General features: G+C 50.9%; 23 protein-coding genes and 1 pseudogene. 3 read left to right on the forward strand and 21 right to left on the reverse strand.

Going from position 1 to position 25,614, the window contains the following annotated elements:
* Positions 1 to 5: 5 nt before the first annotated feature.
* From EJO50_RS15015 to mraZ, 18 genes and pseudogenes are all read right to left on the reverse strand, one after another.
* Positions 6 to 755, reverse strand: a complete 750-nt coding sequence (locus EJO50_RS15015) for an SDR family NAD(P)-dependent oxidoreductase (RefSeq protein WP_160794573.1) — start codon at positions 753 to 755, stop codon at positions 6 to 8.
* A 588-nt stretch (positions 756 to 1,343) separates the two neighbouring features.
* A complete protein-coding gene (locus EJO50_RS15020) occupies positions 1,344 to 1,529 on the reverse strand; it encodes a hypothetical protein (protein ID WP_125975504.1) in 186 nt (61 codons plus the stop codon).
* A complete protein-coding gene (lpxC, locus tag EJO50_RS15025) occupies positions 1,529 to 2,443 on the reverse strand; it encodes a UDP-3-O-acyl-N-acetylglucosamine deacetylase (RefSeq protein ID WP_125975506.1) in 915 nt (304 codons plus the stop codon). Before lpxC ends, EJO50_RS15020 begins: the two co-directional genes overlap by 1 nt.
* A gap of 155 nt (positions 2,444 to 2,598) precedes the next feature.
* The gene (gene ftsZ / locus EJO50_RS15030) at positions 2,599 to 3,777 is read right to left on the reverse strand and encodes a cell division protein FtsZ (protein WP_125975508.1); all 1,179 of its coding nucleotides are present in this window, start codon (positions 3,775 to 3,777) and stop codon (positions 2,599 to 2,601) included.
* Between the two features lie 71 nt (positions 3,778 to 3,848).
* On the reverse strand, positions 3,849 to 5,081 hold the full coding sequence (gene ftsA, locus EJO50_RS15035; RefSeq protein ID WP_125975510.1) for a cell division protein FtsA: 1,233 nt from the start codon (positions 5,079 to 5,081) through the stop codon (positions 3,849 to 3,851).
* A gap of 121 nt (positions 5,082 to 5,202) precedes the next feature.
* Positions 5,203 to 5,970: a cell division protein FtsQ/DivIB gene (locus tag EJO50_RS15040; protein WP_125975512.1), complete on the reverse strand. Its 768-nt coding sequence runs from the start codon at positions 5,968 to 5,970 to the stop codon at positions 5,203 to 5,205.
* Positions 5,971 to 6,028: 58 nt separating this feature from the next.
* Positions 6,029 to 6,937: a D-alanine--D-alanine ligase gene (locus EJO50_RS15045; protein ID WP_125975514.1), complete on the reverse strand. Its 909-nt coding sequence runs from the start codon at positions 6,935 to 6,937 to the stop codon at positions 6,029 to 6,031.
* Positions 6,938 to 7,152: 215 nt separating this feature from the next.
* Positions 7,153 to 8,541 carry a UDP-N-acetylmuramate--L-alanine ligase gene (gene murC, locus EJO50_RS15050; protein WP_125976562.1) on the reverse strand — a complete coding sequence of 463 codons (1,389 nt, stop codon included), beginning with the start codon at positions 8,539 to 8,541 and terminating at the stop codon, positions 7,153 to 7,155.
* 8 nt (positions 8,542 to 8,549) lie between these two features.
* Positions 8,550 to 9,616, reverse strand: a pseudogene (gene murG, locus EJO50_RS15055) (undecaprenyldiphospho-muramoylpentapeptide beta-N-acetylglucosaminyltransferase).
* Positions 9,613 to 10,800, reverse strand: coding sequence for a putative lipid II flippase FtsW (ftsW, locus tag EJO50_RS15060; protein WP_233702114.1), 1,188 nt, complete (start codon positions 10,798 to 10,800; stop codon positions 9,613 to 9,615). The pseudogene murG and the gene ftsW overlap by 4 nt, the downstream one beginning before the upstream one ends.
* A 1-nt stretch (position 10,801) precedes the next feature.
* Positions 10,802 to 12,196 carry a UDP-N-acetylmuramoyl-L-alanine--D-glutamate ligase gene (gene murD, locus EJO50_RS15065; RefSeq protein WP_125975516.1) on the reverse strand — a complete coding sequence of 465 codons (1,395 nt, stop codon included), beginning with the start codon at positions 12,194 to 12,196 and terminating at the stop codon, positions 10,802 to 10,804.
* A 184-nt stretch (positions 12,197 to 12,380) separates the two neighbouring features.
* Positions 12,381 to 13,469 carry a phospho-N-acetylmuramoyl-pentapeptide-transferase gene (gene mraY / locus EJO50_RS15070; RefSeq protein ID WP_125975518.1) on the reverse strand — a complete coding sequence of 363 codons (1,089 nt, stop codon included), beginning with the start codon at positions 13,467 to 13,469 and terminating at the stop codon, positions 12,381 to 12,383.
* On the reverse strand, positions 13,470 to 14,837 hold the full coding sequence (locus EJO50_RS15075; protein ID WP_125975520.1) for a UDP-N-acetylmuramoyl-tripeptide--D-alanyl-D-alanine ligase: 1,368 nt from the start codon (positions 14,835 to 14,837) through the stop codon (positions 13,470 to 13,472).
* The gene (locus EJO50_RS15080; protein ID WP_125975522.1) at positions 14,837 to 16,318 is read right to left on the reverse strand and encodes a UDP-N-acetylmuramoyl-L-alanyl-D-glutamate--2,6-diaminopimelate ligase; all 1,482 of its coding nucleotides are present in this window, start codon (positions 16,316 to 16,318) and stop codon (positions 14,837 to 14,839) included. Before EJO50_RS15080 ends, EJO50_RS15075 begins: the two co-directional genes overlap by 1 nt.
* Positions 16,319 to 16,408: 90 nt before the next feature.
* On the reverse strand, positions 16,409 to 18,280 hold the full coding sequence (locus tag EJO50_RS15085; RefSeq protein ID WP_125975524.1) for a peptidoglycan D,D-transpeptidase FtsI family protein: 1,872 nt from the start codon (positions 18,278 to 18,280) through the stop codon (positions 16,409 to 16,411).
* Positions 18,277 to 18,570 carry a cell division protein FtsL gene (gene ftsL / locus EJO50_RS15090; protein ID WP_125975526.1) on the reverse strand — a complete coding sequence of 98 codons (294 nt, stop codon included), beginning with the start codon at positions 18,568 to 18,570 and terminating at the stop codon, positions 18,277 to 18,279. The genes EJO50_RS15085 and ftsL overlap by 4 nt, the downstream gene beginning before the upstream one ends.
* Entirely contained in the window at positions 18,567 to 19,499 is a 933-nt protein-coding gene (gene rsmH, locus EJO50_RS15095; protein WP_125975528.1) for a 16S rRNA (cytosine(1402)-N(4))-methyltransferase RsmH, read from the reverse strand. Before rsmH ends, ftsL begins: the two co-directional genes overlap by 4 nt.
* Positions 19,496 to 19,933 (reverse strand): division/cell wall cluster transcriptional repressor MraZ, encoded by a 438-nt coding sequence (gene mraZ / locus EJO50_RS15100; RefSeq protein WP_125975530.1) that lies wholly within the window; start codon positions 19,931 to 19,933, stop codon positions 19,496 to 19,498. The genes rsmH and mraZ overlap by 4 nt, the downstream gene beginning before the upstream one ends.
* Positions 19,934 to 20,212: 279 nt before the next feature.
* Here mraZ and EJO50_RS17850 point away from each other — a divergent pair, with 279 nt between their 5' ends.
* Together EJO50_RS17850 and msrP are read left to right on the forward strand one after the other, a co-directional pair.
* Positions 20,213 to 20,377, forward strand: a complete 165-nt coding sequence (locus EJO50_RS17850; protein ID WP_444542841.1) for a protein MIGRI — start codon at positions 20,213 to 20,215, stop codon at positions 20,375 to 20,377.
* A gap of 139 nt (positions 20,378 to 20,516) precedes the next feature.
* Positions 20,517 to 21,440, forward strand: coding sequence for a protein-methionine-sulfoxide reductase catalytic subunit MsrP (gene msrP / locus EJO50_RS15105; RefSeq protein WP_125975532.1), 924 nt, complete (start codon positions 20,517 to 20,519; stop codon positions 21,438 to 21,440).
* Positions 21,441 to 21,530: 90 nt separating this feature from the next.
* Here msrP and rpoH read toward each other — a convergent pair whose 3' ends face one another.
* From rpoH to ftsE, 3 genes are all read right to left on the reverse strand, one after another.
* A complete protein-coding gene (gene rpoH, locus EJO50_RS15110; protein WP_125975534.1) occupies positions 21,531 to 22,382 on the reverse strand; it encodes an RNA polymerase sigma factor RpoH in 852 nt (283 codons plus the stop codon).
* A 241-nt stretch (positions 22,383 to 22,623) separates the two neighbouring features.
* Entirely contained in the window at positions 22,624 to 23,526 is a 903-nt protein-coding gene (gene ftsX, locus EJO50_RS15115; protein ID WP_125975536.1) for a permease-like cell division protein FtsX, read from the reverse strand.
* 6 nt (positions 23,527 to 23,532) lie between these two features.
* Positions 23,533 to 24,186 (reverse strand): cell division ATP-binding protein FtsE, encoded by a 654-nt coding sequence (gene ftsE, locus EJO50_RS15120; RefSeq protein ID WP_125975538.1) that lies wholly within the window; start codon positions 24,184 to 24,186, stop codon positions 23,533 to 23,535.
* A 969-nt stretch (positions 24,187 to 25,155) separates the two neighbouring features.
* Between ftsE and EJO50_RS15125 the strand changes: the two genes are divergently transcribed.
* A complete protein-coding gene (locus EJO50_RS15125; protein ID WP_125975540.1) occupies positions 25,156 to 25,539 on the forward strand; it encodes a DUF6394 family protein in 384 nt (127 codons plus the stop codon).
* Positions 25,540 to 25,614: the final 75 nt, after the last annotated feature.

Here is a 25,614-nt window from a genome sequence, read left to right on the forward strand (position 1 = left end):
TATGCTTATTTGGCTTGGAAGCCACCATCTACGTTGAGAATGTGACCGGTGACGAAGCTGGCCTCGTCCGAGAGCAGCCAGCTGATGGCATTCGCTATCTCTTCTGGCTTTCCCACTCGCTGCATGGGGTGCATTGCTTCAAGTTCGGCGAGATTACTGTTCAACTGCTCTGCGATGATGTCAGTGCGGATAGCTCCGGGCGCCACACCGTTGATACGAATGCCTTGAGCCGCATGGTCGAGTGCTGACGACTTAGTAAGACCAACCACCGCATGCTTGGTCGCCGCATAGGTTCCGCCCCAGGGGATGCCGTTCAGGCCGGCAATCGATGCCAAATTGACGATAGCCCCTTTGCCTTGTTGGAGCATTTGGGCAATTTCGTACTTCATACTGAAATACACGCCCATCACGTTTACTTCAAGCATGTCGCGGAAGTTCTGAGTCTCGGATTGGTTCAGCGAAGAATACTCGTTGAAGATACCCGCATTGTTGACGGCCATGTCGAGCCGGCCGAATTCAGCCACGATGCCGTCAATCATTGATTTAACCTTGGCTTCGTCGGACACATCGTTCTGTACGAAGCGAACTTGGGCACCGTCGCGTGCGGCTGCTGAGACTTCGGCCAAGGCAACCGCGCCGACTTCTGCTCGGCGACCGCTCATGACGACGTTAACGCCTTGAGCGACGAGCTTGAGGGCTACAGCTTTACCGATGCCGGTAGCACCGCCGGTAATAAGGGCGACTTGTTTGGACATTGCAAACTCCTTGAGCTGGTTAAACATACAGTTGGCACTTCGGAAGTGCATGTAAGGAGTATAGGGAATAATGTCCTGACGACTATATGCGGAACGCGCCACCCTACTAACAGAATACGCCAATATTAGTGTTTGACCAGTACGTGATGTCGTTCACCGCTATCACAGCACCTATCAGTAATGAAATAGTTAGCGATCCTAACCGTAATCGACCGGTTGCTGGTGAAAGCAGACCTTCAATCGACCGTGGCACCAACGTCCGGATAGGGTCGGGTGCTGCCTCTCAAGTCCACCGGATAAATGCGAAAGCGCAGGTGGCGAAATCCGATAAGAACGGGGGATAAATTGATAAGAATCTGCACTTGGGTGCTAGGAAGGAGTCAATCCCACCCGCCACCGGCTCGGTTATCCACAGCGCAGGAGCCTTCGTGTTTTTGAGGTTGCGGCATTGGGTTTTTTCTTGGTCGTTCAAGAAAAGAATGCCCCCGCGGGGGTGAACGCTCCTAAATCAACGAGCCGAAGGCACTAAAAAGAAGATCGCTATGCAATATCAGTTATTAAGTTAGCTTTTTAGTGATGCCTATCGTGCTAGCCCACCCATAGCCGCTCTATCAGCAGCCCCACAAAAAAGATCACCAGTAAACCCAGTGTCGAATACAGAATCCATTTGATGAGGCGCAGCCAGCTGGGGTCGCGGCTGCCCTGATATTTGAAAGCGCAGTAAGCAATGCCTAATACGGCGAGAACAAATAGCAGGCGCAGGACAATAAACATCAGATTCCCAAGGCAGGTAAATCGTGGAATGAGCTGGGCACGTCGTCCCTGTTTTCGAAGCTGACAATCTCGTAGGAGGATTCGTCGTCGAGCAGGGCGCGCAGCAGCTTGTTATTCATGGCGTGACCCGATTTATAGCCTTCGAAAGCGGCAATCAGCGGGCGGCCGAGGATGTATAAATCTCCGACCAGATCAAGCACTTTGTGGCGGACAAATTCGTCTTCAAAACGCAGACCGCCCTCATTCAGAATGCGGTATTCATCAATTACAATGGCGTTATCCATGCTGCCGCCACGGGCCAGGCCATTCATACGCAGGTATTCTACTTCATGGATAAAGCCAAAGGTACGGGCGCGGGCGATTTCACTGACATAATTTGTGTCGGCAAAATCAAGGGTGATCGTCTGGGCCGATTTTTTAAATGCTGGGTGGGCAAAATCGATGGTGAGCGCCACCTTGTAACCATCATGCGGCAGTAATCTCACCCATTTATCACCTTCGCAGACTTCGATGGGTTTCAGTACACGAACAAACTGCTTGGCCGCATGCTGATCCACGATACCTGCTGATTGCAACAGATAGATAAAAGGCGCTGCCGATCCATCCATAATCGGCATTTCCGGAGCATCGACTTCAACAACTGCATTGTCGATGCCTAGCCCCGCAAATGCGGACATGATGTGCTCGATCGTGCCGACACGTACGCCGTCTTTGACGAGCGTGGAGGAGAGCCGCGTGTCGTTGACCAGCGCAGGCGTAACTCTGAATGGCGTCGACTCGGGCAAATCGACGCGGTGGAAAACGATCCCGCTATTAACCGGGGCCGGTTTTAGGACGAGGGTTACCCGCTCGCCGGAATGCAGGCCCACACCAACGGCGCGGATAGTCGTCTTCAGAGTGCGTTGCTGAAACATATTGGTCTCTTTAATCAACAGACCTCAATCTTACCAGCACCGGGTAGTAAGCTGGATTGATCTTTGCAATCTTGCCAATAGACAATGCCTTTATCTCTGTCTGGGACATCCACTGTGCGTAGAGCTGTGGTGCAGCTCTACACTCTTTTCCATCATTAATCTGCCTGACGGCGCAAGAAAGCAGGGATATCCATATCTACATTAGAGGTGGAAGGGCGGGTGGTTGTTGCCACATCACCGTTTGCACCACGGGTACTGCGATTATTCGGGCGGAAACCCGGAGGTAAATCGTAAGCACCCCAATCCGGCTCGCCAGAGTGATTGTCTGTGCCGGTTTTAAGTTGCGGTGTCTGCACGACAGATAGCTGCGGCTTGGTGGCCGTATTACCCATACCGGTGGCGATAATGGTAATGCGGATTTGCTCGCCCAGGCTTTCGTCGTAAACCACACCGTGTTTAACCATGGCATCTTCTGCAACATGCGACTGAATGATTTCGCGGGCGCGGGTGATTTCGCTTTTCTTCAGGCTGGCACGGCTGGCGCTGATATTTAGCAACACACCACGTGCACCTTTGAAATTGATGTTGTCCAGAAGCGGGCAGCTGATGGCTTCTTCAGTTGCGCGGATCGCTCGGTTTTCGCCTGCAGCAAAGGCCGATCCCATCATCGCCATGCCTTTTTCCTGCATCACAGTTTTAACGTCGGCAAAGTCAACGTTGATCAGGCCTGGGTACTGGATGATTTCTACGATCGACGCGACGGCATTACGCAGTACATCATCAGCAGCACGGAAGGCTTCATCAACAGTAACGTCTTCGCCAAGCACTTCTTCCAGCTTTTGATTGGAGACAATGATCAGCGAATCAACAGCGCGTGAAAGCTCGTCGATACCGGCTTGAGCCACTTTCTGGCGCGAGCCTTCGTCAAGACCGGGCTTGGTGACTACGCCCACGGTAAAAATGCCTTTTTCACGGGCAATCTGTGCGATCACAGGGGATGCGCCAGTTCCTGTACCACCGCCCATACCTGCGGTGATAAACAAGAGATTGGCGCCACTGATCAGCTCACCAATGCGCTCACGGTCGGCTTCGGCCGCTTCGCGAGCGACTTCAGGATCGCAACCTGCACCAAAACCTGTAGAGCCCAATTGCACTATATCTGTTGCCTTGGATAGTTTCAGTACCTGTACATCGGTATTAGCGGCAATAAACTGCACGCCGCTTAATGCATGTTCGATCATATTATTGATCGCGTTGCAGCCTGCGCCGCCGACACCGATCACCTTAATATTGACGTGATGTGCAACTTCTTGCACTTCGAAAGTTAATGCCATGTTGCTCTCCTTGCGTTGCCCGATTTAGGCGGCTTTGGGGTATTTCCCTGGCCGCTGATGCTTACCCGAATTTAAAATGTGTTTTGAAACCATGATTTCATGCGGCCAAAAATATCCCCTACACCGCCATCTTTACCCCTGTGTACGGGGTTTTTTAGTAATTGTTCACGTGCGATTAACAACAAACCCACCGCTGTGGAATAGCGCGGGTTTTTAACCACTTCGGCAAGGCCACCCACATACTTCGGGGTGCCCATCCGTAATGGCATATGGAAAATCTCCTCCCCAAGCTCAACCATGCCGGGCATCATTGCGGCTCCTCCGGTAATTACAATACCGCTGGATAGGCGGCCTTCAAAACCGGAACGGCGTAACTCCTGTTGAACTAAACCGTAGAGTTCTTCAACGCGTGGCTCAATGACTTCTGCCAGAGTATGGCGGCTCATTTGCCGGGCACCGCGCTCGCCTACACCCGGTACTTCGATCATTTGCGCCGGGTCGCTCATATGGCGTAGTGCCACACCATGTTGTAACTTGATTGTTTCGGCTTCCGAAGTCGGGGTACGCAACGCCATGGCGATATCGTTGGTGACCTGATCGCCGGCAATCGGTATCACGGCGGTATGGCGGATTGCGCCGCCAATAAATATCGCCAGATCGGTGGTGCCGCCACCAATATCAACCAGGCAAACACCTAAATCTTTTTCGTCTTCGGTCAGTACCGAATAGGATGAAGCCAGTGGTTGCAATACCACCTCTTCAATTTCCAGCCCGCAGCGACGTACACATTTGGTGATGTTTTGCACCGCGCTGACGGCACCGCTGACGATATGCACGTTGACATGTAAACGCACACCCGACATGCCCATCGGCTCTTTTACGCCTTCCTGGCCGTCTATCATGTATTCCTGCGCCAGGATGTGCAGAACCTGATGGTCAGTCGGGATATTGACTGCACTGGCGGTTTCGATCACGCGGTCTACATCGGCAGAAGTAACTTCTTTATCTTTAATGGCAACCATGCCGTCAGAGTTAATACTCTTGATATGGCTGCCTGCAATGCCGGTAAAAACCTGGCTGATTTTGCAATCGGCCATCAGCTCGGCTTCGCCTAAAGCGGATTGGATGGCTGCAACTGTTTTTTCAATATCGACCACTACGCCACGCTTCAAACCGCGTGAAGCAGCCGAGCCCAGACCGATCACATTGAGCGCACCGTCTTCTTTGATTTCGGCGACAACAGCCACCACTTTGGATGTTCCAATGTCCAGCCCGACAATGATGTTTTTGCTATCTCTGGTCATCTGACAACCTCTTTACTCAATGTCTTACTTTTTAAAAACGATTTGATATGAAAATCGTATCGCTGAATTTTTTGTTTGTGGCGGGTTTTGCCCGCACTGCCATATTTAAAACACGACATCGTCAAGCCGGTTTAGCTGCTGCGGGTTTGGCCGGAACAGCTGGCTTCTCCCCGGGTTTACTCTCTACCGGCTTGTACTCTGGCAATCGAACTGCAAAGCCATTGGGGTAACGCAAATCCACATATTCAAAAGGCTGTTTTAATAAAGCCAGAGAATTGGGGTAGGCCGTTACAAATCGTGCTGTTCTGGTAACTGCCTCGTCTCTGCCTACTTCAATAACCAGCTGATGATCCAGCTCAAAGCGCCAGGCTCTGCGTTCGGAAAGCCAGACATGGGTCGTTTTTTTTCCCAGAGGCTGCAAGGTTTTATGCAGCTTTGCAAAGCCATCAATCATGACTTTTTCTGTACCTTCCGGCCCTTCCAGAATGGGCAGCTGATCATTGGATGCAGCATCAAAACGCTCTCCATAGCTATTAAGCAGAGCCACCGAGCCCCAGCGTGCGACTGCTTTGTGCTCTTCTACCTTTACTTCTACCCGGTCCGGCCAGTGCCGCCGTACGGTGACTTGCCTTACCCACGGCAGCTTTTCAAAGGCTTGCCGTGTTTTATCCAAATCCAGGGTGAAAAATGTCCCGGTCAGTTCGTGTTTAATAACGTATTGCAATTGCTCACGTGTAACGTGAACTAAATCACCATCCACCTTGATTCTTTTAATTGGAAACAAAGGCGAATGTACGGTCAAAAACAGCAAAGCATAAAATAAAAGCAATAAAGCTAATGCAGTCAGCAAATTGGCAAACCACATTAACAGCTGAGGCTTATCCCACATGGGCGAACCTCGATGCAATGACTTGTGGGCTGAAATGGCTTAATAAAATCACCGTTTTTTATTCCAGCGTGCTGTTTAATACTTGCAAAACCAAATCCTCGTAACTTAAACCCGCTTCACGTGCTGCCATAGGAAATAAACTATGCGAAGTCATGCCTGGCGCGGTATTGGCTTCTAATAAATAAGGTTTGCCTGCTTCATCCATTAAGAAATCGATACGCGCCCAGCCTTTACCGCCAAGCGCCCAGAAAGCTTGTTTGACATAGCCGGCAATTTGCTCGTTGAGTTGTGCAGACAAACCCGCTGGACAGCGATAAACCGTGTCGTCGCGGATATATTTGGCTTCATAATCGTAGAATTCTGTAGCGGGCTCGATTTTTACAAATGACAAAACCTGTTCGCCCAGTACAGCGGCGGTGTATTCTCCCCCACCAATGAACTGTTCTGCAATCACAATCTTGTCGTATTTGTAAGCTTCTTTGAACGCGCTAGCGAGTTCTCCGGTATTTTTTACTTTGCTTACACCAATACTGGAGCCTTCACAGGCTGGTTTAACAAATAATGGCAGGCCAAGCTTTTGTTCAATCGCAGTAAAATCGCTGCTCTCAGTCAAAATTTCGAAAGCCGGAATCGGCAGGCCAAGCGCTTGCCAGATTAACTTGCTGCGCAGCTTATCCATACCAAGGGCAGAAGCCAATACACCACAACCCGTGTAAGGGATGCCCATCACTTCAAGCGCGCCTTGCAAAGTGCCATCTTCACCAAACGGGCCGTGCAAAATCAGAAATGCACGATCAAAGCCTTCGGTTTTTAATGCATCAAGCGGCTTTGTGGCCGGATCAAAAGCGTGCGCATCCACGCCGCGTGCCAATAGGGCTTCCAGAACACCTTTGCCGCTCATTAATGACACTTCGCGCTCTGCCGAAGTGCCACCCATTACAACCGCTACTTTTCCGTATTTATTCATTTTCTTACTCAATCAAGCTGTTGTTTTTTGCGTGGACACAAAACCGTGCCCACCCTACAAATTTCAAACCCAAACCTTGAACCACAGAGAACACGGCGCTTCACGGAGAAAACCTAAAATCTGAGGGAAACGAAAGACTAAACAATTTTTTGCTTTTCTCCGTGGCCCTCTGTGTTCTCCTTTTACCTCGCGGTTAAAGAGCTGGATTGTATTTTTTAAATTGCCGCAACCTTGCCCGGAACGCCGCCTATCGTGCCTGCGCCCATGGTGATGATCACATCGCCGTCTTTGGCTGTGGTCATAATGGCTGCGGGCATTTCCTGGATATCGGCCACAAATTGCGGTTCTATCTTGCCTACCACACGCACAGCACGGGCCAGGCTGCGGCTGTCTGCAGCCACAATGGGGGCTTCGCCGGCGGCATATACTTCGCCAAGCAGCAGGCCATCAACGGTGGACAAAACCTGCACAAAATCTTCAAAGCAATCACGGGTGCGGGTGTAGCGGTGTGGCTGAAAAGCCAATACCAAGCGACGCCCTGGAAATGCGCCCCGTGCTGCGGCAATGGTGGCCGCCATTTCTACCGGGTGATGGCCGTAATCGTCTACCAACGTAAAACTGCCGCCGCTGGCCAGGGCAATTTCGCCATAGCGCTGAAAGCGTCGGCCCACACCCTGAAAATTGGCCAGTGCGGATTGAATAGCCGCTTCATCTGCGCCTACTTCAATACCGGTTGCAATCGCGGCGAGTGCATTGAGCACATTGTGCATGCCGGGCATATTCAAGGTGATGGGCAGACGGCGTGATTCACCGTTTTCCCAAACCGCGTCAAATTGCATACGGCCATCCAGCGCCACGATGTTTTCCGCGCGCAACATCGCATCTGCGCTGACGCCATAGCTGGTAATCGGGCTGGTGACCTGCGGCAGAATTTCGCGCACATAGGGATCATCAATGCACAACACGGCGCGGCCATAGAAAGGCAGGTGCTGCAAGAAGGTAATAAACGCCTTCTTCAAATTATTAAAGTCATGACCATAGGTATCCATATGGTCCTGATCGATATTGGTCACAACTGAAATAACCGGTGTGAGCAGCAGGAAAGACGCATCGCTTTCATCGGCTTCAGCTACCAGAAAATCACCCTGGCCCAAACGGGCATTGCTGCCAGCAGCATGCAATTTGCCGCCAATCACAAAGGTTGGGTCGAAGCCAGCGGCTTCTAAAATAGAAGCGGTCAGGCTGGTGGTGGTGGTTTTACCGTGTGTGCCGGCAATGGCAATGCCTTGCTTTAAGCGCATCAGCTCGGCCAGCATTTGTGCGCGGGGTACCACCGGAATCTTGCGGCTGCGCGCCTCGATGACTTCAGGGTTATCATCTTTTACCGCGCTGGAAATCACCACTACATCGGCATTGCTGACAAATTCTGCCGTATGGCCCAAATGCACTTGCGCACCAGCCGCCGCCAGGCGCTGTGTCGTGGCATTGCTGCCAAGATCCGAGCCACTGATTTCAAAACCGAGGTTGAGCAATACTTCAGCAATGCCGCTCATGCCGACGCCGCCTATGCCTACAAAATGGATACGTTTAACTTTGTGTTTCATCATCGTTTCTACTTGGCTAATTCTTCAATCACCGATACCACTTGCATCGTGGCATCCGGTTTTGCCAGACCGCGTGCTAGCTTGGCGATGCTTAAGCATTGCCCGCGGCTGGTTTGGGTCAGTAACTGGGCAAGTGCTGCTGCGTTAAATTCTTTCTGTGCTAGTAAAAGTCCTGCGCCGTTCTCGCTTAAGTAGCGGGCATTGCCTGTTTGATGGTCGTCCACCGCATGTGGAAAAGGCACGAGTACCGATGCAGCTCCAACACAGGCTAGCTCGGCCACGGTGAGTGCACCGGCACGGCATAAAATAAGATCGGCATTGGCGTAGGCCCGGGCCATATCGCTGATAAAAGCCACGCAATCTGCGCTGACACCGGCAGCGGCATAATTGGCTCTTAATGCTTCGATATGTTTCTCGCCTGCCTGATGAATCATCACCGGGCGCTGATCAGCAGGCATCAAGGCCAGTGCCTTGGGGACTTCTTCGTTAAAGACCTGTGCGCCTAAGCTGCCACCCACAACAAGCAGCCTGAGCGGGCCAGTACGCCCTGCAAAGCGGGCTTCAGGCTGCGCCAGATTTTGGATTTCTGCTCTTACCGGATTGCCAATGCAGCCTTCAATCCCTGGAAACGCACTTGGAAAAGCAAACAGCACACGGCTGGCAATCTTAGACAGCACCTTATTTGTGAGCCCGGCCACCGAGTTTTGCTCGTGTATCACCAGAGGCAGCCACATTAAACGCATGGCGATGCCGCCAGGAAACCCGGTAAATCCGCCAAAACCGATTGCCACATCTGGGCGGTGCTCAAAAATCACTTTGAACGCCCCCAGAGTGCCTTGAGCTGCACCCAGGGCTGGCTGAGTTTTTTTAAGAGGCCTTTGCCGCGCACGCCGTCAATTTTGAGTGTGACAAGATCAATCCCATGCTCGGGCACGATACGTGTTTCCATACGTCCGGCAGCGCCCAGCCAGATAATCTTCCAGCCGCGCGCTTTAAGCTCATCCGCTACTGCCAGAGCCGGAAAAATATGCCCGCCAGTGCCGCCAGCCATCACGAGCAGGGTACGTTTACTCATGCTCTGTGTCCCCTGATCAGCTGGCGGTTTTCGTAATCAATGCGCATCAGAACGCCCAAAGCAATTAAATTGGCCACAATCCCGGAGCCGCCAAAAGAGAGCAGCGGCAAGGTGAGCCCTTTGGTGGGCATCAGGCCCATATTTACGCCGATATTGATAAATGATTGCACACCCATCCAGATGCCAACGCCTTGCGCGGCTAAAGCTTGCCAGTGGCGTTCCAGCTTGGCGGCTTGTACGCCGATCATAAAGGAGCGAAAAATCAGAAAAGCAAACAGTAAAATCACAATCGCTACGCCGATAAAACCAAACTCCTCGGCAATAATCGCCATTAAAAAGTCGGTATGTGCCTCGGGCAGATAGGAGAGTTTTTCTACGCTGGCACCTAAGCCCACGCCGCTCCATTCGCCACGGCCAAATGCAATCAGTGAGTGGCTAAGCTGATAGCCCTTGCCATACGGATCTTTCCACGGATCTAAAAAGCCCAGCACGCGCTGCATACGGTAAGGCGAGCTCACCACCAGCCCCACGAAGGCCACGCCCAGAAACATAAACAGGCCGGCAAACAGCTTCCAGTTAAAGCCGCCTAAAAAGAGTGCGCCCATGGCTATGGCGGTGATGACAGCAAAGGCTCCAAAGTCAGGCTCCAGCAGTAAAAGTGCACCAACCAGCGCCATTACCATAAACATCGGGAACAGCACTTTGGTTACGCTTTGCATAAATGAACCGGTCATGCTGATGGCTTTGCGTACTGTGTAATCAGCGGCATAAAGCACAACAAAGAGCTTCATCAGCTCGGATGGCTGCAGGTTGATTACTACAAGCGACAACCAGCGGCGGCTGCCATTGACTTCACGCCCGACTCCGGGAATCAGTACCATCAGCAGCAAAATCATGCCAATTAAAAACAGGGTGGATGAGTATTTCTGCCAGGTTTTGGTGGAAATGGCGAAGGCAATAAATGCCCCTACAATACCGACAATCAGGAAAATAGCATGGCGGATTAAAAAGTAGTTCGAGTGAAAACCTGTGTCTTTATCCACTTCGGCCATGGCAATTGATGAGGAATACACCATCACCAGGCCAATGGTCAGCAGTAGGGTAATGCACCAGAACAGCGCCTGATCATAGGAAGCCATGTTTGGGCGCAGCCGTTTGATGGCTTGTGAGAATAGCTGGCGCACGTCAGCTCCCTAAGCCTTTAACCGCAGCGATAAATACTTCGGCACGGTGATGATAGTTGCGATACATATCCAGGCTGGCGCAAGCAGGCGAGAGCAGAACAATATCGCCGCTTTCGGCAAAATTGCTGGCAAATTGCACAGCCATTTCCATGGTGGGCAGCTGTAAAACAGGCAGCAGCGGCTCTTCTTCAGGGTCATCAAAATTTACAAATTGTGATTGCGCTTCGTTCAATGCTTCGGCCAGAACGGGTGCGTCGCGGCCGATCAGAATCACTGCACGGCAAATGCGCTCGCAAGCGGCTTTGAGCGGGCGAAAATCCTGCCCCTTGCCGTCTCCTCCCGCAATTAAAATTACAGGGCGGGTCATGCCTTTGAGCGCAGCTTCAGTAGCACCTACATTGGTGCCTTTGGAATCATCGAAGTAATCAACATCTTGAACAGAGGCAACAAACTCAACCCGATGGGCAAGACCTGTGAATGATTTTAGTGCGCTGAGCAGGGGCGCGGTATCGATGCCAATGGCACGGCAAAGTGCGATAGCGGAGAGTGCGTTTACTGCATTATGTAAGCCCGCTACCGGCAGATCTGCTGCATTTAACAGTGCTTCATTGCCGCAGGTTAAAGTGAAGTCAGCGCCTTTCAGGCCGTACTCATCCGCTGTGCGTGGTTTATCTGCACCAAACCAGATGATCTGGCGGGATTGCAGCTTTGCTGCCATAGCAAGGCAATGCGTATCTTCACGGTTCAGAACCACCGTGCCCGTTCCGGCAAAAATAGCGGCCTTGGTGGCGGCGTAATGAGCCAGATTTTTATAACGGTCTAAATGATCTTCGCTGATATTAAGAACGGTGGCTGCATCGGCATTTAGCGATGTGGTGGTTTCGAGCTGAAAGCTGGACAGCTCCAGCACAAATACATCGGCATCCGGTGTGGCTGTGATGGCATCCAGCACCGGCAGGCCGATATTGCCTGCCATCACAGTTTTTAAACCGGCAGCTTCGCACATCTGGCCCACCATGCTGGTGACGGTGGATTTACCGTTGGAGCCGGTAATGGCAATCACTTTAGCGGCTGTGCCAGCAATGGCCTGAGCAAACAATTCCACATCGCCCAAGGCAGGCACGCCACGCGCGACGGCTGCAGCAATGGCTGGCGTGGTCAGTGGTACGCCGGGGCTGACAATCAGTGCGTCGGCATCAATAAATGTGGCATCGCTGAATGCGCCTAAGCGTAATTTGATATCGGCATGGGCGTTTTGCAGCTGTTCTAAGTTAGGAGGCGTATTGCGGCTATCGGCCACGGTCACGCGCGCGCCTTTAGCTGCTAGCCACTTAGCTGCAGAAAAGCCCGATTCGCCTAAACCTACAACGATGCAATGTTTGCCTTGGTAATTCATTTTCTATCTCAGTGAAATGCTTAAATTTTCTAAAAAAATCTGAAAGTCTAAAGGTCTGTAGACACAGAGCACGCAGAAGAGGTAAAGCAGCACACAGAGAAAACCATGAGAATGCAAAACAAAAGGTTTTCTCTGTGCGCTCTGTGTTCTCACCGTTCTCTGTGGCTACAGAGCTTTTGAAATCTTATCGCAGCTTCAGCGTGGCTAAACCCGCCAGCACCAACAGCATGGTAATAATCCAGAAGCGCACGACAACCTGCGTTTCTTTCCAGCCTTTTAATTCGTAATGATGGTGAATCGGGGCCATTCTAAAGACCCGCTTGCCACGTAGCTTAAAGCTGGCCACCTGAATCATCACCGACAGCGCTTCCATTACAAATACACCACCCATAATCAGCAGCACGATTTCCTGACGCACAATCACCGCCACAATGCCAAGGCCAGCGCCAAGGGCTAATGCGCCTACATCGCCCATAAAGACTTCGGCGGGGTAGGCGTTAAACCATAGAAACCCTAAACCCGCGCCTGCCATGGCGGCGCAGAAAATTACCAGCTCACCTGCGCCGGGCACAAAGGGTACGCCCAGGTATTTTGAAAACACCACATTGCCGGCTACATAGGCAAAAATGCAAAAAGCAAAGGAAATCAGTACGGTTGGCATAATCGCCAAGCCATCCAGACCATCGGTGAGGTTGACAGCGTTGCTGGTGCCGACAATTACAAAGTAGGTCAGCACGCAAAAACCAACTGCGCCAAAGGGGTAGATAATCTGTTTGAAAAACGGAATCACAAAGCCGGTATTGGCGGGCAGGCTGCCACCTGCATATACCAGAAATACCCCGGCACCAATGGCAATGAGCGATTGCCAGAAAAGCTTGGCTTTGGCAGATAAGCCTTTAGGGTCTTTGAGGGCAATTTTGCGATAGTCATCAACAAAGCCAATTACACCGGTCGACATGGTAACAATCAGTGCCAGCCAGACATATTTATTACGTAAATCACCCCAAAGCAGGGTGGTTAAGCCAATTGCCAGCAAAATCAGCGTGCCCCCCATGGTGGGCGTGCCCGCTTTAATCAGATGGGTTTGTACGCCGTCGGTGCGAACAACCTGGCCTACTTTTAGATCGGTTAGTTTTCTAATGACCCAGGGGCCCATCACCCACGAGATGCCCAGCGCCGTCATGGTCGCCAGTACCGCTCTGAGGGTGATGTAGTTAAAAACATGAAAGGCGCGAATTGATTCGCCAAGCCATTGGGTTAACAGCAACAACATTTACATCTTCTCCAGAGTATTCATCACCACGCCATCAACGACGCGTTCCATGCGCATAAAACGCGAGCCTTTGACCAGCAGCGTGGTCGCTGGCGTTAAATCAGTGCGAACCGCTGCGATCAGTTCGGCAATGGTGGCAAAGTGTTGGGCGGCGTCGCCAAAGGCGGCGCTGGCCAGTTGCATTTGTTCGCCCAGGGTGTATAGCGTGCGTATACCTTTGCTGAGTGCGTAAGCGCCGATTTCCTGATGGCGTTCGGGTGAGTCGTCACCAATTTCACCCATATCGCCTAAAACCAGCATGGTTTCAGGACCAAAGCCGGTTAAAACATCAATGGCGGCTTTCATTGAATCAGGGTTGGCGTTGTAAGTGTCATCGAACACTTTTGCACCGTTAAAGGCGGTTTTACTTTGTAAACGACCCTTGGTGCCTTCATAGCTGGCAAGACCGCTGGCAATTTCTTCTGCACCAAGATTGAGTGCGTGGCCAACGGCCGCGGCGCCCAGTGCATTGAGCACATTGTGTAAGCCGGGGATTTGTAAATCGACCTGGGCTGAATCGTTGGGGGTGCAGAGCGTGAATTGCGCACCATGAATATGTGCACATAGATTGCGGGCATACACATCGGCGTTGCTAAGGCTAAAGCTAACCTGAGGGTGATCTTTTGCTAGCTCGTACCAGAGCGGAGCGTAGTCATCATCGCTATTGATAATGGCGTAGCCACCGGCGACCAGGCCTGCAAAAATTTCACCCTTGGCCTGAGCTACGCCTGCCACGCTGCCCAGCGCTTCCAGATGGCAGCGGCCCGCATTGGTAATGATGGCGATATCGGGTTTGGCAATATGGGTGAGATAGCTGATTTCATCAAAATGATTCATGCCCATTTCAGCAACAACGTAGCGGTGCTGCGTGCGGGCAGCCAGCAGGGTGAGCGGCAGGCCGATATGATTATTTAGATTACCACGGGTGGCATGAACTGCTTCTTTGCCGCTGTGCTGGGACAGTACGGCAGAAATCATTTCTTTTACCGTGGTTTTACCGTTACTGCCGGTGACGCCAATGACGATCTGACCTGCTGTATTTTTAAGCAGCTCGCGCCAATAAGCGGCAAGCTGCCCAAGGGTTGCCAGTGTGTCAGCTACTAGAATATGCGGCCCGGCAATCGGGGTATCGACGATGGCGGCAACGGCACCTGCGGCAATGGCTGCATTGGCAAAATCGTTGGCGTTAAATTTTTCACCGCGTAGTGCAATAAATAGATCGCCCGCACGGATATCACGGCTATCGGTGGTAACGCGCATAAAGCGGACCTCACCGTTGCCGGTGAAGGTGGCTTTCAGGGCCTGTGCGGTTTCTTGCAGGGACAACATTATTTTTTCTTCCTTGCTAAAGCGCGGTTTGCAATGGCGACATCATCAAAAGGATGACGAATTCCTGCGATTTCCTGATACGTTTCGTGGCCTTTGCCTGCAATCAGCACAACGTCTTTGCTTGTGGCGACATCAATTGCATCATTAATGGCAGAGGAGCGGTCCGAATCAATACTGTAATTGGCGTGACCGCTGCCAGGGACTCCAGAAACGCCTCGTACAACATCCTGGATGATGGCTTGCGGGGTTTCACTGCGCGGATTATCTGAGGTGATGATCACTGCGTCGGCAAGACGGCAGGCGATTTCGCCCATGAGTGGCCGTTTGCCTTTATCCCTGTCGCCACCACAGCCAAAGATGCAGTACAAACGGCTTTTTTCCGGCATGGATTCACGCAGCGTGGCCAGTGCTTTTTCCAGAGCATCTGGCGTGTGCGCGTAATCAACCACAATCAAGGGACGATCATCACCGCCCAGTTTTTGCATACGGCCTGCAGCGGGCTGAATCTGGCTGAGCACATTGGCAGCTTTGGCCAGTGGCACATCGGCAGCGAGTAAAACGCACAGGCATGCAAGCAGATTGCTGGCGTTAAAGCGGCCCAGCATCGGGGAGCTGATATTGCACAGACCATAGGGCGTGGCAACTTCCAGCTCCAGGCCTGTCAGTGTTAGATTGATTCTGCTGGCACGAATGCCGCCGTTTTCCAGGCCATAGGTCAGCACACGGGGTGCTTTGCATTGGGAGGCTAGCTCGCGGCCAAAGGCATCATCTGTATTAATAACGGCTGTTTTTAGGTCTTCCCAATTAAATAACTGTGCTTTTGCTGCTGCATAGCTAGCCATATCTCCGTGGTAATCCAGGTGATCACGGGTAAGGTTGGTAAATACAGCAGCATCAAAATGGGTGCCATGCACGCGGCCCTGATCCAGACCATGTGACGAGACTTCCATTGCAATATGGCTGGCACCTTCGTTTTGCAGGCGGGCCAGCCAGCCTTGCAAAGTTACCGGGTCAAGCGTGGTGTGGGTCGAGCTTTCCAGTCGATCAATAAAACCATTGCCCAGCGTTCCGAGTACGCCTGTTTTATGCCCAAGCAGATTAAAGGCTTGCGCCAGCCAGTTGGCGATAGATGTTTTGCCGTTGGTACCGGTAATGCCGGTTACAAACAGAGACTGGGATGGATTACCCAATAAATGTGCCGCAACAATCCCGGCTTGAGCGCGCAGTTGCGGGATAGCCAGATTGGGGGTTTTCCAGGCTGGATTCCATACAAAGTCTTCTGCTTCCCACAGTACGGCTGCTGCGCCTGCCGCAATCGCATCGGAGATATAGCTGCGGCCATCGGTGTACTCGCCCTGGAAGGCTAAGAATACGTCCCCTGCCTGAACGCTGCGGCTATCGGCAACGAGACGCGCGCCCGCAGCGATGGCATCGATCGCAGGAAGGTCGAGAGTAGGGAGGTTCCAGCTCACAGCTTTCATATTTCTTCCTTTAGTCCGGGGGATTTAAGCCCGGAACAAGGGGGTGGGTCGGAACTCGCTGGCGATGGTTCAGGCCGCCTGGAGTATTGCTCATGTTTCTTCTTTCAATTCAGGTGCATCCAGCCCCGGTAGCAGGATATTGGTAATCGGGGCATCGGGCGGAACACCTAACATGCGTAAGCTGCCCGACATAATTTCCTGAAATACCGGCGCTGAAACCGTACCGCCGTAATATCGATTTCCGACCGTGGATGGCTCGTCAATCAGCACCGCTACAATCAAACGAGGGTTGGATACCGGGGCAAAGCCGATAAACGACACTTCGTATTTTTCGCGGGAATACTGGCCATTCACAATCTTGCGCGCCGTGCCTGTTTTACCTCCGACCCGAAAACCTACAATTTGCGCCCTTGCCGCTGTACCTCCGGCCTGGGTGACGCTTTCCAGCATATTTCTAACTAAATCTGCAGTTTGAGCTGAGACCACCTGCTTACCCGGGCTTGGAGCGACCATCTTGGTAAAGGTGATCGGCTTCATTTCGCCATGATTGGTAAACACGGTGTAGCCTCTTGCCATTTGCATCAGGCTGACTGAAATCCCGTGGCCAAAAGACATGGTGGCCTGCTCAATCGGTCGCCAGGTTTTCCACGGGCGGACCCGTCCAAATGCTTCTCCTGGAAAACCACTGTGTGTTGATGCACCAAAACCGTAGTTATTAAAGTAACCCCATAATTCTTCACGTCCCATCATCAGGCCAATTTTGGCTGCACCTACATTGCTGGAGTGCTTAAGTATGCCCTCCGGGTTGAGCGTGCCGTAATTCCGGGTGTCTTTAAAAGTGGCGGGCCCTATCGTCATTTGCCCCGGCGAGGTCTGGATCATACTGGAGGGCTTAATCAGCCCCTGCTCTAAACCTGCGGCCACAATAAAGGGCTTCATCGTTGAACCCGGCTCGTAAATATCGGTTAGTACCCGGTTGCGTTTTCTGGCTAGATCAACGCGCTCACGGCTGTTGGGGTTGTATGAGGGCAAATTGGCCAGCGCCAGCACTTCACCGGTTTTTGCATCGAGTACTACGGCAGCACCTGCAACCGCACCTGCAGTTTCAATCCCTTTTTTTAGCTCCCGATAGGCCAGATACTGGATCTTACGGTCGATGGACAGCTGCAAGGTTTCGCCGTCTTTAGCGGGCACAACGGTTGAAACATCTTCAACGATGTAACCGCGCCGGTCGCGAATCACGGTACGGCTGCCGGGCTTGCCTGCCAGCATGGCCTCGCGGGTTAATTCGAATCCTTCCTGTCCTTTACCATCAATATCTGTAAAACCGACGATATGTGCCATCACATCGCCAGCCGGGTAATAGCGGCGGTACTCGGTTTGCGTATAAACACCCGGTACATTCAGTGCCATGACGGCTTTGGCATCATTGGGGGGCATATGCCTGCGTAACCACAAAAAATCCGGGCGGATTTCTTCGCCTCGCGAGTTTTTTCTGGAAACACTTAACTTTCTGTTTAACTCTTCTTCCGGCAGCTGCAAGGCTGCGGCCAGTTTTTTTAGCTCGCTACGTGATACAGGTACCGGGTCTTTCTCTGACTTTGGTTCCCAATCTTTTGGGCGCTCTTGCCCTGCTGGCAGTAATGTTATTCCCCGCGGGCTGGCCCAGATTGATTGCACCGGGGTAGAAATCGCCAAGGGCTCACCATTTCTATCGGTAATCATGCCGCGATTCGAAGCTTGCTTGAGGTTACGCATATAACGCGCGTCACCTTGCTCTTGTAAAAACCCCTCATTCCACGCTTGCAAATACAGGCCACGGCCCAGTAATACGGCAAAAAGCGAGAGCAAAAAGCCAACTACAAGCCACACTCGCCAGCGTTCCAGCTTGGGGTGAGGGGCGGCAAAACGCTGATGACGTGATTGCCCGCTAGCCTGGCGGGGCGGTCTTGCTAATTTCATTCGTTCACCGGTTTTGCTACTCGTTCACCGTGCGGCAGGATCACTTGCGTACGGTTTGGTCCCGGCACTTGCATGCCTAATTTTTGTGTTGCTTCTGCTTCAATACGCGAATGCATGGCCCAGGTACTTTGTTCCAGTTGTAATTGCCCCCACTCGACTTCGAGCTTGTGGCTTAATACTTCTTCCTTTTGCAGTTCGCCGTAGAATTTGCGCGCCCTGTGCTGGCTGGTAACTAAAGCCAGCGCGCATAGAATTAAAATGACAAGCAAAAAAAGATTTAAACGTGTCACAGGGCCATTCCTGTTCTTTCTGCTGTGCGTAAGATTGCACTGCGGGCACGTGGATTCTCATCAACCTCTTTCTCACTGGCACGAATCGGCTTGCCCATGATTTTGACCGGAGGCTCGGCAATATCTGCAGCACGTACAGGCAGACGGGAGGGCAGCTTGTCACCTTGCGCAGCATCTTGCAAAAAGCGTTTTACAATGCGATCTTCCAGTGAATGAAAAGCAATCACCGAGAAACGCCCGCCTTGGTTCAGCATTTCTAAAGCCTGCGGCAGGGTTAGCGCAAGCTCCTCAAGTTCGCGATTGATGTAAATCCGTATAGCCTGGAAGGTACGTGTCGCCGGGTTCTGGCCCGGTTCGCGGCTACGGACTGCCGTTGCCACGATCTGGGAAAGCTGCCCGGTGCTGAGAATCGGTTCTCCCGCTCGACTCGCAACAATCGCTGCTGCAACCTGTTTAGCAAACCGCTCTTCGCCATAGTCTTTTACCACCTCTGCAATTTCTTTTTCATCGGCTAAATTCAGCCACTCGGCCGCTGTCATGCCGCGCGTGGTGTCCATACGCATATCGAGCGGCGCATCAAAACGAAAACTAAAGCCACGGCTGGCGTCATCTAGCTGGGGTGATGACACGCCCAGATCCATCAGTACGCCATCAACACTTTCAATTTCCCGCAGGTTTAATTCTTTCTGCAGATTAACGAAGCCTTCATGAACGATGGTGAAGCGCGGATCGGTAATGGTGGCGGCTTCTGCAATTGCCATCGGGTCTTTATCAAAAGCGATCAAACGGCCACCAGGACCCAGTCTGGAAAGAATCAGGCGTGAGTGACCGCCACGGCCAAAAGTGCAATCGACATAGATGCCATTTGGCTTGATTGCCAGTGCATGCACGGCTTCTTCAAGCAAAACGGTGGTGTGTGTAAGCGTCAAAGCACAATATCCTGCATTTGTTTTGCCAAATCGTCCGGGCTGATATCCATGACGGCTTGAATCTGGGTGGCCCAACGAGCTTCATCCCAGAGTTCGAATTTATTGCCCATCCCTACCAGTGCGACTTCTTTATCAAGGCCTGCCAGCTGGCGTAAACGGGGTGGAATTAAAATGCGCCCAGCGTTATCGGGTTCGATTTCTTCGGCATGGCCGACGATAAAACGGCGAATAGGCATCTGAGCGCCAGAAAGACGGTTGAGCTGATCACGTACAGGTAGCCAGTCCGGTTCCGGATAAATCAGCAGGCAGCCCGAAGGCTCGGCAGTAATCACCAGGCGATTGGCGCAGCGTATCCCCAGCACGTCACGATGCCTGGCCGGAATTGCCAAGCGTCCTTTGCTGTCGAGATTTAAAGAAGCCACACCGCCAAACATATTTATTTACTCTTTTGTAAGGGTTGGTACTGCACTTTTACCCACTTTTACCCACTACTTCCCACTATAGAGTAAAAAAAAAGAGCGCACAAGCGCCCGTTTTTTAATTGTTCTTTTGATACAATCACTTAGCTGCAATTTATGTAATGTACATTTTTACATTGTTTTCTTTTGATTTTGTCTTGGATAAGCAAAAGGTAAACGGATTAAGTTAATGTAAAACTTTAACTTAATTATTAGATAATGCCCTTTTTTCATTCCTAATATTGATTGCTTCTTGTGACAGAAAAATTACTAAATATCTGCTTGTTTGGTTTGCTGATTTGGGCACTTTGGCGGCGAATCAGTCCCGGCGTTCGTTCTGAAATTGACCGCTCAATGAAAATTGCATCATTTGTTTTGCTGCTTGCGGCAGGTTTTGCTCTGTTTTTACACCTCTATTGACCGGGCGCTGGTGTGCCGGGTAGTGGCTGATAAAGAAACTTTAGGGTCTGCTACCTGTCCCACCCAGGGTAAATTTTAAGAGTCGCTGTCAGCGCTTGTTGTTCTGCCCGACTAAGCCCTATCGCCCCTGGAGAACACCATGTTAATCCGCTCATCGACAGAAATATTACCTTCCGAAATTACCCCTGAAGGCATCTGGTTAAATCGCCGTCAAATCATGACTGGTGCTGCTGCCTTGGGGCTGGCTGCTGCTTTGCCTGCTCAGGCGGCGGGCGAGCTAGTTTATCGGCCTAGTCCACTTTCAGCTAAGGATGATAAAAATAGTTTTGAGCAAATTACTCAATACAATAATTACTATGAATTTGGTACTGGTAAAGATGATCCGGCCAGAGCTGCTCATACTTTAAAAACACGGCCCTGGAGTATTGTTATTGAGGGGGAGTGTGATAAACCACGTACTTTCTCGATAGAAGAATTATTAAAAATTGCGCCTTTGGAAGAGCGTATTTACCGTCTGCGCTGCGTGGAAGGCTGGTCGATGGTGATTCCCTGGGTGGGATTTTCTCTTTCCGAGCTCATTAAGCGGGTGAATCCTACTTCTAAAGCTAAATACGTCGAGCTTATTTCGCTGGCTGATAAAGAGCAGATGCCCGGCGTTGGCCGCCAGGTTTTAGACTGGCCTTATACCGAAGGGTTGCGCATGGATGAAGCAATGCATCCTTTGACTATTATGGCGGTAGGTCTTTATGGCAAGGTATTACCTAATCAAAATGGTGCTCCGATCCGCCTGGTTGTGCCGTGGAAATATGGTTTTAAAAGCGCCAAGTCTATTGTAAAAATCCGCCTTACCGAAAAACAGCCACAAACTTCCTGGAATAAAGCCGGGCCAAGTGAATATGGTTTTTATTCTAATGTAAACCCGACTGTAGACCATCCCCGCTGGAGCCAGGCTACCGAGCGGCGCATTGGTGAGGTTTTTAAACGCAAAACGCTGATGTTTAATGGCTATGGCGATCAGGTGGCGGGAATGTATAAGGGAATGGATTTGAAAAAGCTGTTTTGATGGCTAAAGGTCAAAAAGGTCTGTAGGCAGGGAGAGCGCTGAGAACAAGATGGTTAAATACAAAAAAACGGAGCCGCTGGCTCCGTTTTTTTACGCTGGCAGTAAAGTCTGCTTCATTTTGCTGAGGGCTTTGGCCTCGATCTGGCGGATACGCTCGGCAGAGACGTCAAACTCTGCAGCCAGATCATGCAGTGTTAAGGATGAGCCTTCGTCGGCCAGCCAGCGTGTTTCTACAATCCGGCGGCTGCGCTCATCTAGGCTGGCGAGTGCCATTTGCAGGCCTTCGGTATGCAGCTTGTCTGTGGCGCGGCGGGCCAGGGTGGCGTCCGGTGCGCTGTCGTGATCAGCCAGCCAGTCAATCGGGGCATAGCCCTCGTCATCATTGTCATCGGCAACCAGCGATATATCCTGGCCGCTCATCCGTGTTTCCATTTCCAGTACTTCTTCGCGTTTTACTCCCAGATCATCCGCGATTTTTTGTGCTTCCGTAGTGGTGAGTGCGGCAAAGCCGGGCTTCATGGAACGCAGATTAAAGAATAATTTACGCTGGGCTTTGGTCGTCGCCACACGCACCAGACGCCAGTTGCGCAACACGTATTCATGGATTTCGGCTTTAATCCAGTGCACCGCAAAGGAAAACAAGCGTACGCCACGGCCGGGTTCGAAGCGCTTTACCGCCTTCATCAGGCCGATATTACCTTCCTGGATTAAGTCTGCCTGAGGCAGGCCGTAGCCGGAATAGCCACGTGCGATCGACACCACTACTCGCAGATGGGACATCACCAGTTGCTTGGCTGCCTCCAAGTCATTGTCCTGGTGGTAGCGCTGGGCAAGGCTGGTTTCTTCTTCCTGCGAGAGCATGGGAACGGTATTTACACGCTGGATATAGCTCTCGATGCTGTCTCCACCGGACAGTACGGGAAGTGTAACTGCAGACGCCATGTTTAAATCTCTCCTTGCAAAAACTATTGCCAATTCTAGCACTTGACTTGAAGGAGTGCTAAAAAAAAGCAAATATTCAGATCATTGATTCAATCACACTATGGAGTGATGAGGCACGGCAATTTTCCCTATTCTCTTGATAGAACAAATTAATTATGAGAAAGAGGATGATTAAAATAGCGTGCAGATCAGGCTTTCAGCCTGGGCAGAGGGGTATTGGGCCTGCCCGGCTGCTGGATAACTAAGTAAACTGGCGTAAATGTCGCCAGACGGCCAGCCATGCGCCGATGAAGGTCAGCAGAATACATAGCCCACAAACGACAGCAATGGTAATGAGGTCAGGCGATAGCAGACTAAACTTTTGACCATAGGCTGTTGCCAGCTCGCTTACCGCAGGATTAAGGTGCGATAGCATGCTACCTACGATACCGCAGGCAACAAGCCCGCCAAGCAGGCCCTGTACCATGGCAAAGTAGACAAAAGGGCGGCGGATAAAGGCATCGGTTGCACCAATCAGCCTTGCTACTTCGATTTCTTCTTTACGGGTTAAAATTTGCATGCGAATCGCATTGCCTGTGATGAGTGCCAGGGCAGTGGCGAGCAAAATGGTAATCACTTCAAATAAGGTTTGGCCTAAGGCGAGCAATCTTTCCAGGCGATGTGCCCAGGCTGAATCAAGCTGGACTTCTTCTATACCAGGGCGGCTGACCAGGTCTTTTTGCAAAGCTTCTAAAACACTGGCCTGGCCGTCTTTACTGCTTAATACAAAGGCATCAGGTAGAGGGTTTTCACTTAGTCCCGCTAAAAGATTGGCTGCACCAGAGGAGATCTGCATTTCTTTGAGTGCGTCGTCTTTACTGATAAAGCGGCTGCTGGCAATACGCGGGTCCTGTTTTAATTGAGACTTAAGCATGGCAATGTCTTCTGCCGTGGCCGTATCGCGCATAAAGATAGAAATTTGCGGCTCTACATGGATCTGGCTGGCCACACTGCTCAGGCTATTAATCATTAGCCACAGTACTAAAGGTAGCGCGGCGGTAATACCAATCACCAAGAGATTAAGTGCGCTGGAGAAAGGATGGCGAACCAAGGCACCCAGGGTACGTGCTAAAGATTGGATATGGAGTCTTAACCAGTGTTTCATAGCGCCTCAAGCAGTAAATTGACCATTTTTCAGGCGCAGAATACGGCGGCCGTAATCTGCCATCAGGGTTTCATCATGAGCAGAAATCACGATGGTAACGCCAACCTGATGAAAAGATTTAAACAGTTCCAGAATATCGTGAGCGTAATCGCGGTCCAGATTGGCTGTTGGCTCATCTGCCAGCAAAATAGCAGGCCGATGCACCACGGCACGGGCGATGCACAGCCTTTGTTGCTCGCCTCCCGATAGAGAGATCGGGTTGAGCTTTTCCTTACCTGCCAAACCCACTTTGTCCAGTGCGGCCAGGACACGGCGGTGGCTTTCTTTATGGTCAAAGCCAACAATATCCAGCGGCAGGCTGACATTATCTAAAACGCTGCGATCAAACAGGATTTTGTGATCCTGAAAAATCAGCCCCAGATGGCGGCGGATATAGGGTAGCGAGCTGCGATTCATTTTCGCCATATTCTGCCCATTGACGATCACTGCCCCGCCACTGGGCTTTTCTATGCCTGCAATTAACTTAAGCAGTGTCGATTTACCGGCACCAGAATGGCCTGCCAGAAAAACCAGCTCGCCACTTGGAATCTCAAAGCTTAAATTTTTAACGGCATCAAAGCCGCCAGGATAGCGCTTACTGACTTGCTGAAACTGGATCATAGGGGCCCTGTCATTGTTTTCCACGAATACGCCGAACTAATAGGTTTTGAATCTGTAAAAATTGAGGGAAAAAACAAATCTGCTCTGTTGGTGCTTGGTTCCCGGCAGTGCTGGCTGTGGTTTTTCGGCTTGGTATCGCTACGAATCAAACCTTGGCAGATATCGGATACGGATTATCGCTAAATTTGAAGTATGTTACACCATGCGGAAAAAACCTTGGCGGGCAATAAAATGCAATTACACCGTGATTGCTGCTGCCAGGGGCTGATCAGGGGAGCTGCACCTTGGGTTTAATTATGGGTTGCCAGCTTGAATTTTGTAGGCACGGTGGGTGTTTGTTTGTCATCAGTATTGGTGCATCTATGTATGAAATATTTTAATGTACTCAATCGTTTTTTCTGTGTTTCGCTATGTGTTTTGCACCTTGGCAAACGTCTTATGGTTGTGATAATGGCTATGCTTGTTCTTGAGCAAGCCCCCAAAGCTTGTTATTGGCGTATTGTCATAACAATTGTCCTTGCATGTGAGCTGTGCAAGTCTGGTAACAGAGCTTGCTCTGGATCATTACGCGGGCAGGTAGCCTTGGTTTGCATGCAAAGCGAAGTAAAGTACGCAGGACTTTTTTAGAAAAGCGGGCCTTATTTTAGGCTGATTCTCGTTTCAGCCTGGCAGCTTGCTTTGCGCTGGATCTTGTCAGGCCCGCTCTGTTATTTATCTGGGGGCGGCTTGGGCATGATTAACGGTCTGGTGGTTTGTGGTGCAGATGTAAATATTAATTTAGTCGTTTCGCATAAAATGCAGCAGTTAATTACTAAACATAACCTATTAATTTAGAGAGGATTTTATCTCAATAAAATGCTTGGTTGTTTATCATAAGAGTCAGAATGTATTAAAAAGTAAACATATACATTGTCATATATCTTATATGATTTATCATGTTTTCATTAATTACCACAGGCAGTCTGCCGTATGAATATCGAAAAAGTTGTGTTTGGTTTTTTTATTTTATTGGCATTTACGCTTAATTTCGGCTTTGTTATGGGGCAAATTGATGTACCGCATCAGCATGATGTATTCGAGCTGTTTTCTGCGATGGTGGTTAGCTTTATTGCTACTGTAATTAAGTTTGGTGATCGCACTCAGGTAGGCGCGCTGCATTTAGCCACAAGCCTAGTGGCAGATTTGCAATTAATTGCAGCTGCTTTGATATGGGGGAATGCAATGTATGTTAGCCAGGTGGGAATGACTCCCGGTGTGACTTCAATGATTGTGTCTTTTTCAGCCGGTGCACTTGCTGCTAATGTGGTTTCAGTGGTTTTGCTGATTGGCGAAACTTTACAGCATCGCCGCTAGAGTGAGCCGGGTAATGTGTAGTGCTTAATTTTCAAATGATCAGGCAGCGAATGTTTTCAGTGTGCTTTACCCTAA

It is taken from the genome of Iodobacter ciconiae, assembly GCF_003952345.1.
Taxonomy (GTDB): domain Bacteria; phylum Pseudomonadota; class Gammaproteobacteria; order Burkholderiales; family Chitinibacteraceae; genus Iodobacter; species Iodobacter ciconiae.